Genomic DNA, 15787 nt, shown 5'->3' with positions numbered 1-15787 from the left:
ATGGACAAGCACACCCAGCTCCCGTCGCACCTGCACGACATCCGCAACCGCGTGGAGGGCTACGCGCGCGCCTACGGGCTCGACTTCTTCGACACCGTCTTCGAGGTGCTCGGGTTCGACGAGATCAACATGGTGGCCGCGTACGGCGGCTTCCCGAACCGCTACCCGCACTGGCGCTTCGGGATGGACTACGAGCGGCTGTCGAAGGGGTACGAGTACGGGCTGTCGAAGATCTACGAGATGGTCATCAACAACGACCCCTCGTACGCGTACCTGCTCGAGTCCAACATGGACGTGGACCAGAAGCTGGTGATGGCCCACGTCTTCGGGCACGTGGACTTCTTCAAGAACAACTTCATGTTCCGACACACCAACCGGAAGATGATGGACCAGATGGCGAACCACGCCACCCGCGTGCGCCGCTACCAGGACAAGCTCGGCGTCGAGCTGGTCGAGGACTTCATCGACCGCTGCCTCTCCATCGAGAACCTGATCGACTACCAGTCACCGTACGTGAAGCGGCGGCCGGACCGGCCCGACGTCGAGGGCGAGGGCGCGGAGCGGCAGGTGGCCCAGGGGTTCAAGAACGAGCGCGAGTACATGCGCGAGTACATCAACCCGCGCGAGTTCATGCAGGAGCAGCAGCGGAAGCTGGACGAGGAGGCCGCGCGCAAGAAGAAGTTCCCGGAGCGGGCCGAGCGCGACGTGCTGCTGTTCCTGCTCGAGCACGCGCCGCTCGAGCGCTGGGAGCACGACGTGCTCTCGATCATCCGCGAGGAGGCCTACTACTTCGCGCCGCAGGGCCAGACCAAGATCATGAACGAGGGGTGGGCCACCTACTGGCACTCCAAGATCATGACCGAGAAGGCGCTCGACGCCTCCGAGGTCATCGACTACGCCGACCACCACTCCGGCACGCTCGCCACCCACCCCGGCCAGCTCAACCCGTACAAGCTGGGGGTGGAGCTGTGGCGCGACATCGAGGACCGCTGGAACAAGGGGCGCTTCGGGAAGGAGTACGACGAGTGCGACTCCTTCGTGGCGCGCAAGCACTGGGACAAGCAGCTCGGGGTGGGGCGCGAGAAGATCTTCGAGGTGCGCAAGCACTACAACGACGTCACCTTCATCGACGAGTTCCTGAGCCTGGAGTTCTGCATCCAGCAGCGGCTCTTCACCTTCGGCTACAACGAGAAGCACCAGCGGTGGGAGATCATGGAGCGCGAGTTCCGCAAGGTGAAGGAGAAGCTCCTCCACATGCTCACCAACTTCGGGCAGCCGCTCATCGCGGTCGAGGACGGCAACTGGGAGAACCGGGGCGAGCTCTACCTGGTCCACAAGCACGACGGGGTGGACCTGAAGCTCGACTACGCCCGCGACACCCTCCGCCACGTGCAGTCCCTGTGGCGCAGGCCGGTCAACCTCCACACGAAGGTGGAGGGCCGGGGCACCATCTTCCGGTTCGACGGCAAGGAGCACTCGGACCGGCGGGCCGACCTGTAGGCCGAGGTGGTCGACTCGGAGCTTCCGGTTCCCTTCCTCGCCTGCTAGATTCCCGCGCCGATGCAAGTACCTCGCTTCGACGACGCCCCCGGCCGCCGGCGGCTCCCCGTGTTCCTCGCCGGCGCCGGCTTCCTCGCCCTCCTGATCGTCGCGCTCGCCGGCGCCACCGGCGGCCTCCGCACCGTTCCCGGCACGCCCGCCGCCGCGGCGCCCGAGGCCGCGGCCATGGTGCCCGCGCCCACCACCGCCACGCTCGCGCCGCACAAGCCGACGCCGGCGGAGCGGTTCCGGGCGGTGACGGTCCGGCTCGCGCGCAACCAGACGCTGGCGCAGGCGCTCGTGAAGCTCGACGTCCCGATGGCGCAGGTGAACGCGGTGGTGGCCTCGCTGAAGGGCCTGTTCCCGTTCCACCGCGCCCGCCCCGGCGACCAGCTCCGGGTGGAGCGCCGCGACGACGACGGCGAGCTGCACCGGTTCAGCTACCGGCAGGGCCCGGCGGACGAGTGGACGGTGGAGCGCAAGGAGGACGGCTCCTTCGAGGCCCGCAAGCGCCCGGTCGAGCTGACCACCGAGGTGGCCCGCGTGGCGGTGAAGGTGGAGGGCTCGCTGTGGGCGTCGCTGGAGCGCGCCGGCGAGGATCCGGAGCTGGCGGTGCTCGCCTCGGACGTGCTGGCATGGGACGTGGACTTCTACCAGGACGTCCGCGCCGGCGACGCGATGACCATGGTGGTCGAGAAGGTGCTCGCCGACGGCAAGCTGCTCCGCTACGGCGAGGTGCTGGCGGCCGAGTACAAGGGCGAGGCGGCCGGGCGCAAGCGCCTGTTCCGCTACACCGATCCGGACGGCCACACCAGCTACTACGACGACAACGGCAACAGCGCGCGGCGCGGCTTCCTGAAGTCTCCGCTCAAGCTCGCGCGCGTCACCTCCGGCTTCGGGATGCGCAACCACCCGCTGCTCGGGTACGTCCGCGCCCACCAGGGCGTGGACTACGGCGCGCCCACCGGCACGCCGGTCTGGGCGGTCGGGGACGGCCAGGTCCGCGAGGCGGGCTGGAAGGGCGGCTGCGGCAAGGCGGTGGTGCTGAAGCACCGCAACGGCCTGGAGTCGGTCTACTGCCACCTCTCCGCCGTCGCGGTCTCGGCCGGCAAGGCGGTCTCGCAGAAGCAGGTGATCGGGTACGTCGGCTCCACCGGCCTCTCGACCGGCCCGCACCTGCACTTCGCGGTGAAGCGCGGCGGGTCCTTCGTGAACCCGCTCCGGCTGCAGATCCCGCGCGACGCGCCCATCCCGGCGAAGTGGGCCGCCGACTTCGCCGAGAAGATCGCGCCCACCCGGGCCCGCCTCGCCGGCGAGCCGGTGGCGCTCAACTAGCCGCTCCGGCCGCGCAGCACCGCCAGCGAGAGCCCGGGGAGCATCCCGGGCACCAGCGTCCACTCCAGCGCGCGCGCGCCGCTCGGCGTCGCCACGGTCGCGACGCCGTGGTCCGCCGCCGCGCCGGACAGGTCGAGCGCGCTCTGGAGCACCTCCGCCGGACGGCGCCCGCGCAGCGCCTCGAGCGACGCCCCCAGCAGCCGCTCCGCGGCCGGGTTCGCGTCCACGCAGCGCCCCTCGCCGTCCACGATGATCATCCCGTCCCGCGCGCTCGCGAACACCGCGCGCGCCAGCCGCTCGCGCCCGCGCAGCGCCTCGGCCGCGGCCCGGGCGTCCACCGCGGTGGCCACCACGTTCGCGACCGTCTCGAGGAAGCTCAGCTCCTCGCGCTCGAACGCCCGGGGCGCCGGGCCGGCCACCAGCAGGACCCCGTGGGCGCGCCCGCTCCCGCGCACCGGCACCGCCAGGGCGCAGCCCGCGCCCGCCGAGGCGAGGAGCGCGTCCGCCAGCCGCCCGTCCCGGGCCAGGTCCGGCGCCCGCGCCGGCGCGCCGCTCGCGTGCGCCAGCCCCGCCAGCGTCATCACGCTCGGCACGCCACGCCCGCGCGCGCCGTCGGGGAAGCCCGAGGCCGCGCGCACGCGCAGCCCGCCGTCGGCCACCTCCAGGAACGCGCCCGCCGGCAGCCCCAGCGCCGAGGCCGCCAGCGCGGCGGCCGCGTCGAGCACGTCCTGCACCTCGGGGAGCCCGAGCGCGAGCTGGGAGATGCGCGACACCGCGGCGCTGCGGCGCAGCTCGGCCGCGCGCCTCGCCTCGTCCGAGCCGGCCGCTGCGGGCTCGCGGTGGCGCTGGGCGTCGCGCCAGCGCGCCACGATGAGGCGGGGCGCGCCCCGCGGCCAGGCCCGCGCCGCGAACTCGAGCCACCGGACCGAGCCGTCGGCGTGGCGCGCGCGGACCTCGATGGGCACGCCGTCGTCGAGCGGCGTGGACCGCGCGCTCGCCATGCTGGCGACGTCCTCCGGCTCGACGAACGCCCAGGCGTTGCGGCCGACGAGCTCGCCGGCGCGGTAGCCGAGGAGCCGCTCGATCCCGTCGCTCACGTAGAGGATGTCGGCGGCGGGGGTGAGGACGCCGATGACGTCGTCGGAGAACTCGGCCACCGCGGCGTGCAGGCCGTCGCCGAGGTGATCGACGTCGCGGGCGGCGTCCGCCGGCGCGCCGGAGCCTGCGCGCATGCCGGCGCCGGCCTCGAGCTCCGCGATGCGGCGGTACAGCGTGGCGAGCTCGCGCAGCAGCTCGGGGGTGGTGGCGAAGGGCATGGGGGTCTCCGGATCATACCGATCCGGGGTGTTCCCCCAAGCCCCACGGACGCGTGGCGTCCCTGCCGCCTCCGGGTCAGCGCCGCCGGCGGCGGGCCTTCTCGGCGGCGAGCTTCTTGCCGTTCCACTCCTTGCCGTCCAGGGCGGCCACGGCGGCCTCCAGCGCGGCGGGCGGGACGTCTACGTAGCTGTGCGAGCGGCGCACCTCCACGGCGACCGGCTCGAGCTCCGGCGCGAGCGCCCGGAGCGCCTCGCGCACCCTGGCCTCGTCCGCGCCGTCCTGCTCGCCGAGCGTCACGAACACGCGGGCCCGCGGCGGCGCCGAGGACGATCCGGCCTCGGCGGCCACCTCGACGGCGGGGGTGACCTCGCCGTTGGCTGCCGGCAGGGACTCGCCCCGGACGCCGGCCTTCGCCTCGCGATCGCGCCCGCCGCGGCGGCCGCGCTCACCGCGCTCCCGATCCCGGCCGCGGTCGCGGTCGCGCGAGCGCTCCCGGCCGACGTCGTGCCGGCCCTCGCCCCCCTCGCGCCGGCCCTCGGCCGCCTCGCGGACCTCGGGCTGCACGCGGCGCTCGTGCTCGGTGCGCTTGTGCTCGGCCTTCTCGCGGTCCTGCGCCTTCTCCATGCGCTGGTGCGTGAAGAAGTACTTGAGCGCGAAGGAGATCAGGTACTCGCCGTCGGGCCGGTTGCGCAGCTCCTGGGCGAGCGGGATGTAGGCCTCGAAGATCGACGAGCTCATCGCGTCCTTCAGGACGGCGACGTGGCGGTCGGTCCAGATCTTCCGCGCCTCCTCCGGCGTGGGGAGCGCCTTCTTCTCGAAGACGATCTCGTACTTCTTCTGCAGCGCGGTCAGCGTGTGCAGGTCGCCGCCGGACACGAGCGAGAGGCTGGTGCCCTTCTTGCCGATGCGGCCCGTGCGGCCCACCCGGTGCAGGAACACCGCCGGATCCTCGGGCAGCGAGTAGTTGATGACGTGCGAGAGGTCGGAGATGTCGATGCCGCGGGCCGCGATGTCGGTCGCGACCATGAAGCGGACCTCTCCCCGCTTCACCTTGGCCATCACCCGCTCGCGCTCCTTCTGCGGCAGGTCGCCGTTCAGCAGCTCGGCGTCGTAGCCGTTGCGGTTCAGCACCGCGGTGACGAGCGAGGTGTCGCTGCGCGTGTTGCAGAAGATGATCGCCGCCTCGGGCTCCTCCATGCCGATCATGTAGAGGAGGTTGCGCGGCTTCGGGTACGCGTCCACGGTCGGGTACATCACGTTGTTGATGTTCTCGACCTTGTACTCGTCGCCGGAGAGCAGGATCGTCTCCGGGTCGGTGAGGTAGTCGTGGATGATCTGCTCGATGTCCGCCGGGACGGTGGCGGAGAAGAGCAGCTGCTGCACGTCCGCGGGGAGGTGGTCGAGGATGCGCGTCACCTCCTCGAAGAACCCCATGTTCAGCATCTCGTCCGCCTCGTCGAGGCAGCAGACCATCACCTCCTCGAGCCGGAGGGTCTTGCGGCGGATGTGGTCGTAGATGCGGCCGGGGGTGCCGACCACGATCTCCGCGCCGGCCTTCAGCTTGTCGAGCTGGTCGCCCATCGAGGCGCCGCCGTAGATCGTCACCACGCCGAGGTCGCGGTGCTTCGCCAGCGCGGTGACCTCCTCGGCCACCTGGATGGCGAGCTCGCGGGTCGGGCACATGACGAGCGCCGAGGGCTTGCGGCGGCCGTCGGGGATGCGCTCGAGGATGGGGATGGTGAACGCGGCGGTCTTGCCGGTGCCGGTCTTGGACCGGACGATGACGTCCTTGCCGTCGCGGATGGGCCGGAACGTCGCGGACTGGACCGGGGTCGGCTTGGTGTACCCGTGCTCCGCGACCGCGCGCCGCACCGGCTCCGAGAGCCCCATGTCGTCGAACGACGCCTCGGAGACGTAGTCAGAGGGCGCCGCCGAGGGCGCCTCGCCGTGGACTTCTTCCATGCTGTCACTCACTCCGTTGGAGTTGGGAGCGACGCATGGCGGGCTCGCCTGGTACCGCGCCAGCCCCGATGCGTGATCGGGGCCCGCGCCGCTCCGCGAAAACCGCCATGCGCCGACGTGTCGTCTCGCGCCTTGCGCGCGAGGCGCGACACCTATATCACAACGCACTTGCGCGGCCGCCAGTTCCCGTGGCAGGCCCGGACTCCCCATGTCGGACGAGAGGCGCCACCGCTCCACGCAGGGCCGCCCGGCGCTCCCAGCCGCCGGGGAGGCGCGCGACCGCTCCGAGGGCGGGCTGGTCCGCTACGACCCGCTCCGCGCGTACATGGCCGAGGTGGCGCGCCACCCGGTGCTCTCGCGCGACGAGGAGCACGCGCTCGCCGTCCAGTACCGCGAGACCGGGGACGTGGACGCCGCCTACAAGCTGGTCGCGTCGAACCTTCGCCTGGTGGTGAAGATCGCGCACGAGTACCGCCGCACCGCGTTCCAGCTCCTGGACCTCGTCCAGGAGGGCAACCTCGGGCTCATGCAGGCGGTGAAGAAGTACGACCCGTGGAAGGGCGTGAAGCTCTCGTCCTACGCGGCCTGGTGGATCCGCGCGTACATCATCCGCTTCATCATGGAGAACTGGCGCCTGGTGAAGCTCGGGACCACCCAGGCGCAGCGCAAGCTCTTCTTCAACCTCTCCAAGGAGCGCGAGAAGCTGCTCGCGCGCGGCATCGAGCCGACGCCGCGGCTGCTCGCGAAGAACCTCCAGGTCGAGGAGAAGGACGTGGAGGAGATGAGCGCGCGCATGGCCGCGGACGACCTCTCGCTGGACGCGCCGGTCGGCACCGAGGGCGACGACGGGCGCCAGAACCGCCTCGACCGCCTCGCCGACGACGGCGGCCAGGCGCCCGACGCGGCGCTCGGCGACGAGCAGCTCCGGCGGATCTTCCGCGAGAAGCTGGACGCGTTCTCCGGGACGCTCACCGACGAGAAGGAGCGGTACATCTTCGAGCACCGCCTGCTCCCGCCCGACGGCACGCCGCCGCTCACGCTGCAGGAGGTGGGCGACCACTTCCGGCTCACCCGCGAGCGCGCCCGCCAGATCGAGGCCAAGCTGACCGGCCGGCTGCGCGAGTTCCTGCGCGCCGAGATCCCGGACTTCGAGCTGCTCGGGCCGCCCGAGTCCTGACCGCCGCCGCCGCGCCTACTCGCGCAGCGCGCCGGGCCGCGGGCGCGCCGCGTCGGCGCCGCGCGCGAGCTGGAACGCCGCGCCGGCCACCCCCGCCACCACCGCGAACCCGAGCAGCGCGAACGGCCGGAGCGCCAGCTCCGCGGCGAGCGGCCGCGTGCCCGCGGCCGCCAGCAGGCCGACGCCGAGCGCGAGGCCGCCGGCGAGCGCGCACAGCACCACCGCGACGGCGCGCGACGCGGCCAGCGCGAGCAGCGCCGCCGCGAGCGCGCCCAGCCCGGCCCCGACCGCCGCCCGCCCGCCGATGGGCAGGTGAACCCCGGCCAGCGCGCCGGCGAGCGCCGCGGCCGCGGCCGGGAAGAGCGGCGGCATCGCCGCGCACGCCGCGCCCAGCACGGCCGCGCCCAGCCCGGCCGACGCGGCCGGGGAGAGCTCGAGCTGCGGGCCGAGGAGCCGCCGGGCGGCCAGCGCCGCGAGCACCCCCACCGCCGCGCCGCCCACCGCCGCGGCGGGGCGCCGCAGGCGGTCGGAGGCGAGCAGCGCCGCGAGGCCCACGACCACCAGCGCCAGGCCCAGCGGCCAGCCGAACGCGCGGGCCGCCAGCGCGAGCCGCACCAGCGCCGCCAGCGCGTCGGCCACCGGCCCAGCCGGCACCGAGGCCGCGAGCGCCGGCGTCACCCGCCCGCCCCCAGCACGGTCCAGAGCGTCAGCGCCACGGCGACGAGCACCCCGGCGGCGCCGACCGCCACCGCGGCGGGGTCGGGCCTCAACGAGGCCAGCGCGTCCCCGGCCGTCCGCCGGGCCGCCTCGCCGGCGCCCGGATCGGCCAGCACCCGCCGCGCCTCGACGGCGGCGCCCCGGTGGTCCCCCGCCCCCAGCAGCTCGCCGATCCGCCCGGCCGGGCCGGTGCTCCCCCTGTCCCTGCGCGACATGGCGGCGGACTGTAGCACGGGCCTCCGCCGGGCCCGGCCGCGGCGCGGGTTGTGCGGGCGTCCCGGCGCGACCCGGCCTAGACTGTGGGGGCCCGCGGCGCGGTCCGGCCGCCGGCGATGCTGACCCATCCCGATGCCCCGCCCCTCGCGCCCCACCTCGCGCCGACGGTTCCTGCAGGGCGCCGCCGCCGCGGCCGTCGCGGCCGCGCTGCCCCGCGGCGCGCGCGCGCTCACCCCGGACGCGATGCTCCAGATCGGCCACGTCCAGCACGGCGGCAACTGGAACCCGCGGCCCACCGCGCTCCGCCGCCTGGGCTGGGAGCTCGGTCGGCGGACCTCGATCGAGCCCGCCGCCGACGCGGCGCCGGTCCGCCTCGATCGCCCGGGCCTGCACCGCCACCCCATGCTCTACCTGGCCGGCTCCGGCGGGCTGCCCCCGTTCTCGGAGGCGGAGCGGGCCGCGCTCCGGCGCCACCTCATGTACGGCGGGTTCCTGCTGGTGGACTCGGCCGACGCGTCGGACGGCGCGGGCTTCGACGCGGCGGTGCGGCGCGAGCTCGCGCAGGTGCTGCCCGCCTCGCCGCTGCAGCCGGTGGCGCGCGAGCACGTGCTCCACAAGACGTTCTACCTGCTCGACCGGCAGGGCGGCCGCGTGCTGGTGAAGCCGTGGCTGGAGGCGCAGGCCATCGACGGGCGGCTGGCGGTGGTCTACTCGCAGAACGACCTGGGCGGCGCCTGGGCGCGGAGCGAGCTGGGCGACTGGGAGTACCCGTGCACCCCCGGCGGCGAGGCGCAGCGCGAGGCGGCGTTCCGCGCCGGCGTGAACCTGGCGATGTACGCGCTCTGCACCGACTACAAGGACGACGCGGTGCACCTGCCGTTCATCCTCCGGCGGCGGAGCTAGGCGGCGGTGGACGGCGGGACCTTCAACGCCTGGCGGCTCACCGCCCTCACCCCGCTCCCGGCCTGGGCGCTCGCCCTGCTCGGCGTGGCGGCGCTCGCCTCGATCGCGCTCGCCTGGCGCGGCCTCGCCGGCGAGCCGCGCCGCGCGCGCAAGGCCGCGCTCGTCGCGCTCCGCGCGCTGGCGGCGCTGCTCGCGCTGGCGCTGCTCGCCGAGCCCGCGCTGGAGCTGCTCCAGACCGCGCGGGTGCGCAACCGGTTCGCGGTGCTGGTGGACGCGTCGCGCTCGATGGCGTTCCCGCTCGAGCCGGGCGGGCCCTCCCGCGCGGCGGCGGCCGGCGCGTTCCTGCGCGACCACCGGGCCGAGCTGGAGCGGCTCGCCGACCGGGTGGACCTCGAGTGGTACGGGTTCGGCGGCGAGGTGGCGCCGGTGGATCCGGCGCAGGCGGTGCGCGGCCTCGAGCCCGCCGCCGGCCGCACCGACCTGCTCGGCGCGCTCGAGGCGGTGACCTCGGGCGCGGGCGCGTCCAGCCGCCGGCTGGCCGGCGCGCTGGTGGTGTCCGACGGCGCGGACAACGCGGCGCTCGCGGACGGGCTCTCGGGGGCGACGCGCGCCCGGCTGCGCGCGCTCGGCGTGCCGGTGAGCGCGGTGGCGGTGGGGCGGAGCGCGCCGCGCGACCTGGCGGTGGAGCGCGTGGCGGTGGACGACTTCGCGTTCGTCCGCAACACCGTGACCGTCGAGGCGACGCTGCGCGCGCGCGGCCTCGAGGCCCAGGACGTCCGCGTCGTGCTCCGGCGCGAGGGGGCGGTGGTGGCGCAGGCGACGGTGCGGCTCGAGCCGGGGAAGGAGCGCTACTCGGTGCCGCTCTCCTTCGCGCCCGACCAGACCGGCACCTTCGTGTTCACGCTGGCCGCGCCGGTGCTGCCCGGCGAGGCGGTGACCGAGAACAACCAGCGCTCGTTCGTGCTCCGCGTCATCCGCGATCGCGTCCGCGTGCTGATGGTGGCGGGCCGGCCGAGCTGGGACGTGCGCTTCCTGCGCGGGCTCCTGAAGCAGGATCCCAACGTGGACCTGGTGAGCTTCTTCATCCTGCGGACCAACGCCGACCAGCCGGGCCCGCAGGAGGACCTCTCGCTCATCCCGTTCCCGGTGGGGGAGATCTTCGGCGAGCAGCTCCGGACGTTCGACGCGGTGCTGTTCGTGGACTTCGCCTACGGCCCGTACCGCGGCCTGGAGATCGATCGCTACCTGCCGAACCTCCGCGACTACGTGCGCGGCGGCGGCGCGCTCGCGATGGTCGGCGGCGAGCAGAGCTTCGGCGACGGGCGCTACGGGCAGACGCCGCTCGCCGAGGTGCTCCCGGTCGCCCCGCTCGACGGCACCAGCGAGGCGGAGGGCGAGTTCCGGCCCCGGCTGACCGCCGAGGGCAAGCGGCACCCGGTCACGGCGCTCGCGCCGGGCGAGGGGCCGAACGAGGCCGCGTGGGCGAGCCTGCCGCCGGTCACCGCGGTCAACCTCACCCGCGCGCTGCCCGCGGGCGCCGGCGCGTCGGTGCTGCTCGAGGCGCCCGCCGTGAGCGTGGGCGGGCGCGCGGCGCCGCTGGTGGCGGTGCGCGAGGTGGGCCAGGGGCGCACGCTGGCGGTGGCCACCGACGCCACCTGGCGCTGGGGCTTCCTCGCCGCCGAGGGCGGCCAGGGCAACCGCGCGTACCTGCGCTTCTGGAACGGCGCGCTGCGCTGGCTGGTGCGCGATCCGTCGCTCGGGCCGCTGCAGGTCGAGCCCGACGCGCCGTCGGTCGAGCCCGGCGCGCCGGTGGGGCTCACCGTCACCGCGCGCGGGCCGGACTGGGGCCCCGCCGCCGGGAAGAAGGTCTCGGCGGACCTGGTCTCCGAGGACGGGCGCACGGTGGCGCACGGCGAGGCGGTGGCGGGCGAGGACGGGACGGCGCGGATCGAGCTGGTGCCGCCCGGCCCGGGCGCCTACCGGGTGGTCTCGCGCGCCGAGGGCGTCGCGGACCCGGCCAGCGCCGCGGTGGCGGTGCGCGGCGCCGGGCCGGAGGACGCCGACGCGGCGCCGCGGCCGGAGCTCCTGCAGGCGGTCTCGGAGGCGACCGGCGGCGCGTACTCCGCGCTGCCCGGCGGCGACCTGCCCGACCTCGCGCTCGCTGATCCGGAGGTCGTCGAGATCGGCCGGCGGAAGGCCGTGCCGATCTGGGATCGCTGGTGGACGCTCGCGGGCCTCGCGGCGGTGCTGACGGCCGAGTGGGTGCTCCGCCGGCGGTGGGGCTACTGGTAGGCGGGCCGCGGACCCATCGTCGTATTTGCTTGCCAGGCGGGCCCCGACCGGGAAATACCGGCCGCAGGGAGGCGCACCGCCGTCCCGAGCTCCACGGCCTCAGGAGGGCCCATGAAGATCGCGAAGGGCAGCGTCGTCGGCCTCGATTACTCGCTGCACCTCGGGGACGGGAAGGTCGTGGACCAGTCCGAGCCGGGCGAGCCGCTCACCTATCTCCACGGCGAGGGGCAGATCGTCCCCGGCCTGGAGTCGGCGCTCGAGGGCGTGGACGTGGGCGAGTCGCGCACGGTGGTGGTCGCGCCGGCCGACGGCTACGGCGAGCACGATCCCCGCGGCGTGCAGGAGGTGCCGCGCAAGGCGTTCCCGCCCGGCTTCGATCCGCAGGTCGGCATGGAGCTGACCGCCGAGGGCGCGGACGGCGAGCCGGTGCCGTTCGCGATCCGCGAGGTGAAGCCGGAGTCGGTGGTGATCGACCTCAACCACCCGCTCGCCGGCAAGACGCTGCACTTCGACGTGAAGGTGCGCGACGTCCGCGCCGCGACCGCCGAGGAGCTGGAGCACGGCCACGCCCACGGTCCCGAGGGCCACGGGCACGAGCACTGACCGCGCGCCTCGCTCATGGCTCGACGGGGCTCACCCTGAGCGGAGCTCGATGACGCCCGCTCACCCCGAGCCTGTCGAGGGGCGAGCGGGCGACGCGCCGGGCGACCGCGGCCTCACGGCGTCGGCGTGACCGCGTAGGTCCAGGTCTCGTTCGGCCGCAGCTCGAAGCGCTCCTGCACGCGGGCGTCGCCGAGGCGGGCCTCCACCTGGTGGGCGCCCTCCCAGAGCTGGACCTTCACGCTCCCCTCCCCGACGCGCCGCCCGTCCACCCGGACCTCCGTGCCGGCCGGCGCCGTCACGGCGAGCACGCCGCGCCCGAGCGCGAAGCGCACCGGCGTGCCCGGCCCGCGCGCGGTGACGCGCTTCTGCACGTCCACGCCCTCGGCCGCGTTGCGCAGCCGGACCCGGTGGTCGCCCCTCGGCACCGGCACGGTCACCGGGCTCCGGCCCACCCGCTTGCCGTCCACGTAGACGTCTCCCTCCGGCTCGGCGGTGATCGCGAGCGAGGGCGCCGGGGCCGGCGCCGCGCGGCGCGGCTCGGGTGCGGCGGGCACGGCCTGCGCGGGCGCCGCGTCGGACGGAGGCTCGGGCGCGGGGGCGGGCGCCTCGGCGCGGGGGACCGGCGGCGCCGCGGCCGCCGGGGTCGGGGCCGGGGCGGCGGCGACCGGCGCGACGGCGGCGGGCGTCGCGCGCGGCTGGCCGCGGGACAGCACGAACCCGATGCCGAAGCCGACGCCGGCCATGGCCACCGCGATCCCGAGCACCACCGGCAGCGCGGACCGCGGGGGCGGGGCGGGCGCGGCGAACGTGATGGCCGCGTCGGGCGGGGGCGCGAGCGACACGGGCGCGGGCGGCTGCGCCGGCGTGATCGCAGGCTGGGCCGCGGCCGCTGCGTTGCCGGCCGGGACGGCGGCGTTGACCGGCGCCGCGAGCGTCGCGGCCGTCGTCGCGGGCGCCATCCCGGACGCCATCGCGGACGCCGGCGCCGGCGCGGGCGCGGCGGTCGCCGCGGCGGCGACCGCGACCGAGGGCGGCTGGGCCACCACCGCCGGACGCCGCGCCGGGGCCGGCGCCAGCAGCTCCGCCGAGACCTCGGCGGTGATCTCCGGCGCGGGCCGCACCGGCACGGCGCGCTCGGCGCCGGCCGGCGAGAGCGCGCGGGCCACCATGCGCAGCACCTCGCCGCGCTCGCCCTCCCCGGCCGGCAGGATCGCCTCGAGGTACGCCGCCATGGCCTCCGGCGGCGCGGCGGGCAGCGCGCCCGCCAGCGCCTCGCCCAGCGCCTCCGCCGACGCGAACGGCTCCTGGCCGCCGGCGCCGAGCGCGCGGTCCACGACCGCGGCGAGCGCCGGCGGGATCCCCGGCCCCTCCAGCGGCGCCGGTACCGCCGCGGGCGGCTCGCCGGCGAGGCACTCGTGCAGGATCGCGCCGAGGGCGCGCAGGTCGCCGGCCGGGCACCCGGCGCCGCCGGTGCCGAGCCCCGACACCAGGCAGGACCCGTCGTCGGCCACCAGCACCCGCTCCGGCGCGAGCGCGCCGTGCGCGAGCGGCTGGCCCTCGCCCGCGTCCACGGCGTGGACGGCGGCGAGCGCCGCGCACGCGTCGAGCCCGGCGCGGAGGACCAGCTCCGGCGGCAGGCGGCCCCCGCCGTCCAGGAGCGCGCGCAGCGTGGCGCCGCGCCGGTGCGCCTCCACCGCCACCAGCGCCTCGCCGAGCGTCTCCAGGCCGAGCACCGGGACGGCGTTGGGGTGGTGCACCCGCGCGGCCGCCTCGGCGTCGCGCACCAGCGCGGCGAGCCGCGCCGGGTCGTCGGTGAGCGCGGCCGGCGCGTACGCGAGCACCACGGCGCGCGGGGCGCCCCCGCGCCGGTCCACCGCGAGGGCGCGCCGCCAGCCGGCGGCGTCGTGCAGGGGCGTGATCACCTGGAAGCGTTCGTTCGCGGTCACGCGCGGATATTAGCAAGGGACCGCCGGAAGGCGCGTCCCCGGTGGCGGCTGCGGCCCCACCCGGCTACCATGCGCGCGTGCCGAGCATCCGGGCGGTCGTCACCGACCTCGACAACACGCTGTATCCGTGGGTGGACTACATCGTCCCCGCCCTGGAGGCGATGATCGACTCGCTGGTGGCCACCACCGGGCTGCCGCGCATCCGGATCGTCCAGTCGCTGAAGGCGGTGTACGCGCAGTACGAGTCGAACGAGTACCCGTTCGCGATCCAGCTGTCCGACATCTTCCGGCCGTACGAGGCGGACTTCGACTCGTTCAACGCGCTGGTGGTGGACCCGGCCCGGCTCGCGTTCCGCGCGGCGCGCGACCGGTACCTGAAGCCCTACCCCGGCGTGCGCGAGACGCTCGACCAGCTCCGCGCCCGGGGGCTGAAGGTGGTGGCGCTCACCGACGCGCCGCGGAACGCGGCCGAGCTGCGCCTGAAGCACCTGAAGCTCGACGGCCACTTCGACGCGCTGTACACGCTGCCGTTCTTCCCGCTCCCGGAGAACGTCGCCCCGGAGATCCGGCGCAAGGAGGAGGAGGGCCACTACCGCGGCAAGACGCCGGTGGTGGAGCTCCCGCGCGACGCCGAGAAGCCGAACCCGGCCGGCCTGCGGCGCATCCTCGCCGACCTCGTCCTGCGCGGCCCCGAGGTGATCTACGTCGGGGACAACGTCAAGAAGGACATGGCGGTGGCGCAGGCGTGCGGCGCGGTGGGCGTGTGGGCGGAGTACGGCACCTACGTGTCGAAGGAGTACCGCGACCGGCTCGCGGTCATCTCGGCGCGGAGGATCACGCAGCGGCACGTGGCCGACGAGGCGCAGGGGCGCTGGCCGCTCGCCGTCTCCAGCTTCGTGCAGGTGGTGGACGTGCTGGAGGGCGCGCGCTGGGGCCCCGGCCGGCGCGCGCCGGCCCCGCGCGGCAGGAGGCGGCGATGACCGTGGTGGCGCGGTACTCGGATCTCGCCGGGCGGCGGGCGCTGGTCACGGGCGCGTCCTCCGGCATCGGCCTCGGCATCGCCGAGGCGCTGCTCGGCCAGGGCGCGCGGGTCGCCGTCCACTACCGGTCGAACCGGGCCGCGGCCGAGGCGCTCGCGGCGCGCCACCCCGGACAGGCGGTGGCGATCGGCGCCGACCTCGGCACCGAGGCCGGCTGCGTCGCCTGCGTGCGCGAGGCCGCGGCCGCGCTGGGCGGCCTCGACCAGCTGGTCCACTCGGCCGGGATCTGGAACGAGGCGCCCGTCGCGACGACCCAGGCCGACCGGCTGGAGGAGATCTTCCGGGTGAACGTGTTCAGCGCGTTCTACCTGGTGCGAGAGGCGGTCCCGCACCTCGGGCGCGACGGGCGCGGCAACGTCGTCTTCATCGGCTCCACCGCCGGGCAGCGCGGCGAGGCGCGGCACGCGCACTACGCGGCGTCGAAGGGCGCGCTGCAGTCGCTGGCGATGAGCCTGGCGGTCGAGCTCGCCCCCGGCACGCGCGTCAACCTCGTCTCCCCCGGCTGGATCCGCACGCCCATGGCCGCGGCCGCGCTCGACGAGACCGGGGCCGCCATCGCCGCCACCCTGCCCAACCGGCGCCTCGGCGAGGTGGACGACGTGGTCCAGGCGGTGCTGTACCTCGCGAGCGAGGCGTCCGGGCACCTCGTCGGCGAGGACCTGGCCGTCTCCGGCGGCGCGCTGCTGGTGGTGCCGCGCGGCCAGCTGGTGCCCCGCGATCCCTGATCTGGCGGCGCGCGG

13 protein-coding genes are annotated in these 15787 nt (G+C 75.6%); 8 read left to right on the top strand and 5 right to left on the bottom strand.

Annotation, left to right across the window (positions count from 1 at the left end):
* Window positions 1-1500 carry a SpoVR family protein gene (locus ADEH_RS06340; RefSeq protein ID WP_011420285.1) on the top strand — a complete coding sequence of 500 codons (1500 nt, stop codon included), beginning with the start codon at window positions 1-3 and terminating at the stop codon, window positions 1498-1500.
* Window positions 1501-1560: 60 nt separating this feature from the next.
* Complete coding sequence (locus ADEH_RS06335) at window positions 1561-2874, top strand: M23 family metallopeptidase (RefSeq protein WP_011420284.1); 1314 nt, start codon at window positions 1561-1563, stop codon at window positions 2872-2874.
* On the opposite strand, the gene ADEH_RS06330 is transcribed toward ADEH_RS06335, so the two are convergent.
* A complete protein-coding gene (locus ADEH_RS06330) occupies window positions 2871-4190 on the bottom strand; it encodes a PAS domain S-box protein (protein WP_011420283.1) in 1320 nt (439 codons plus the stop codon). The two genes, ADEH_RS06335 and ADEH_RS06330, sit on opposite strands and share 4 nt — an antisense overlap.
* Window positions 4191-4266: 76 nt before the next feature.
* The gene (locus tag ADEH_RS06325) at window positions 4267-6153 is read right to left on the bottom strand and encodes a DEAD/DEAH box helicase (protein WP_011420282.1); all 1887 of its coding nucleotides are present in this window, start codon (window positions 6151-6153) and stop codon (window positions 4267-4269) included.
* A gap of 208 nt (window positions 6154-6361) precedes the next feature.
* Here ADEH_RS06325 and ADEH_RS06320 point away from each other — a divergent pair, with 208 nt between their 5' ends.
* Window positions 6362-7330 (top strand): sigma-70 family RNA polymerase sigma factor, encoded by a 969-nt coding sequence (locus ADEH_RS06320; RefSeq protein WP_011420281.1) that lies wholly within the window; start codon window positions 6362-6364, stop codon window positions 7328-7330.
* Between the two features lie 15 nt (window positions 7331-7345).
* On the opposite strand, the gene ADEH_RS06315 is transcribed toward ADEH_RS06320, so the two are convergent.
* Together ADEH_RS06315 and ADEH_RS06310 are read right to left on the bottom strand one after the other, a co-directional pair.
* Window positions 7346-8008 carry a hypothetical protein gene (locus ADEH_RS06315; protein WP_011420280.1) on the bottom strand — a complete coding sequence of 221 codons (663 nt, stop codon included), beginning with the start codon at window positions 8006-8008 and terminating at the stop codon, window positions 7346-7348.
* Window positions 8005-8262: a hypothetical protein gene (locus ADEH_RS06310; protein ID WP_041453364.1), complete on the bottom strand. Its 258-nt coding sequence runs from the start codon at window positions 8260-8262 to the stop codon at window positions 8005-8007. Before ADEH_RS06310 ends, ADEH_RS06315 begins: the two co-directional genes overlap by 4 nt.
* A 133-nt stretch (window positions 8263-8395) precedes the next feature.
* Between ADEH_RS06310 and ADEH_RS06305 the strand changes: the two genes are divergently transcribed.
* The 3 genes from ADEH_RS06305 to ADEH_RS06295 all read left to right on the top strand — a co-directional run bounded on the left by ADEH_RS06305 (window position 8396) and on the right by ADEH_RS06295 (window position 12061).
* Window positions 8396-9166 (top strand): DUF4159 domain-containing protein, encoded by a 771-nt coding sequence (locus ADEH_RS06305; RefSeq protein WP_011420279.1) that lies wholly within the window; start codon window positions 8396-8398, stop codon window positions 9164-9166.
* A 6-nt stretch (window positions 9167-9172) separates the two neighbouring features.
* On the top strand, window positions 9173-11458 hold the full coding sequence (locus tag ADEH_RS06300) for a glutamine amidotransferase (protein WP_011420278.1): 2286 nt from the start codon (window positions 9173-9175) through the stop codon (window positions 11456-11458).
* A 111-nt stretch (window positions 11459-11569) separates the two neighbouring features.
* Entirely contained in the window at window positions 11570-12061 is a 492-nt protein-coding gene (locus ADEH_RS06295; RefSeq protein ID WP_011420277.1) for an FKBP-type peptidyl-prolyl cis-trans isomerase, read from the top strand.
* Between the two features lie 113 nt (window positions 12062-12174).
* On the opposite strand, the gene ADEH_RS06290 is transcribed toward ADEH_RS06295, so the two are convergent.
* Window positions 12175-14007, bottom strand: coding sequence for a PEGA domain-containing protein (locus tag ADEH_RS06290; RefSeq protein ID WP_041453363.1), 1833 nt, complete (start codon window positions 14005-14007; stop codon window positions 12175-12177).
* A 77-nt stretch (window positions 14008-14084) separates the two neighbouring features.
* Between ADEH_RS06290 and ADEH_RS06285 the strand changes: the two genes are divergently transcribed.
* Together ADEH_RS06285 and ADEH_RS06280 are read left to right on the top strand one after the other, a co-directional pair.
* Entirely contained in the window at window positions 14085-14987 is a 903-nt protein-coding gene (locus tag ADEH_RS06285; RefSeq protein ID WP_041453362.1) for an HAD family hydrolase, read from the top strand.
* Entirely contained in the window at window positions 14984-15772 is a 789-nt protein-coding gene (locus ADEH_RS06280; protein WP_011420274.1) for an SDR family NAD(P)-dependent oxidoreductase, read from the top strand. The genes ADEH_RS06285 and ADEH_RS06280 overlap by 4 nt, the downstream gene beginning before the upstream one ends.
* Window positions 15773-15787: the final 15 nt, after the last annotated feature.

This window comes from Anaeromyxobacter dehalogenans 2CP-C, from assembly GCF_000013385.1.
Taxonomy (GTDB): domain Bacteria; phylum Myxococcota; class Myxococcia; order Myxococcales; family Anaeromyxobacteraceae; genus Anaeromyxobacter; species Anaeromyxobacter dehalogenans_B.
This window is presented reverse-complemented; position numbering and strand designations above follow the sequence as displayed.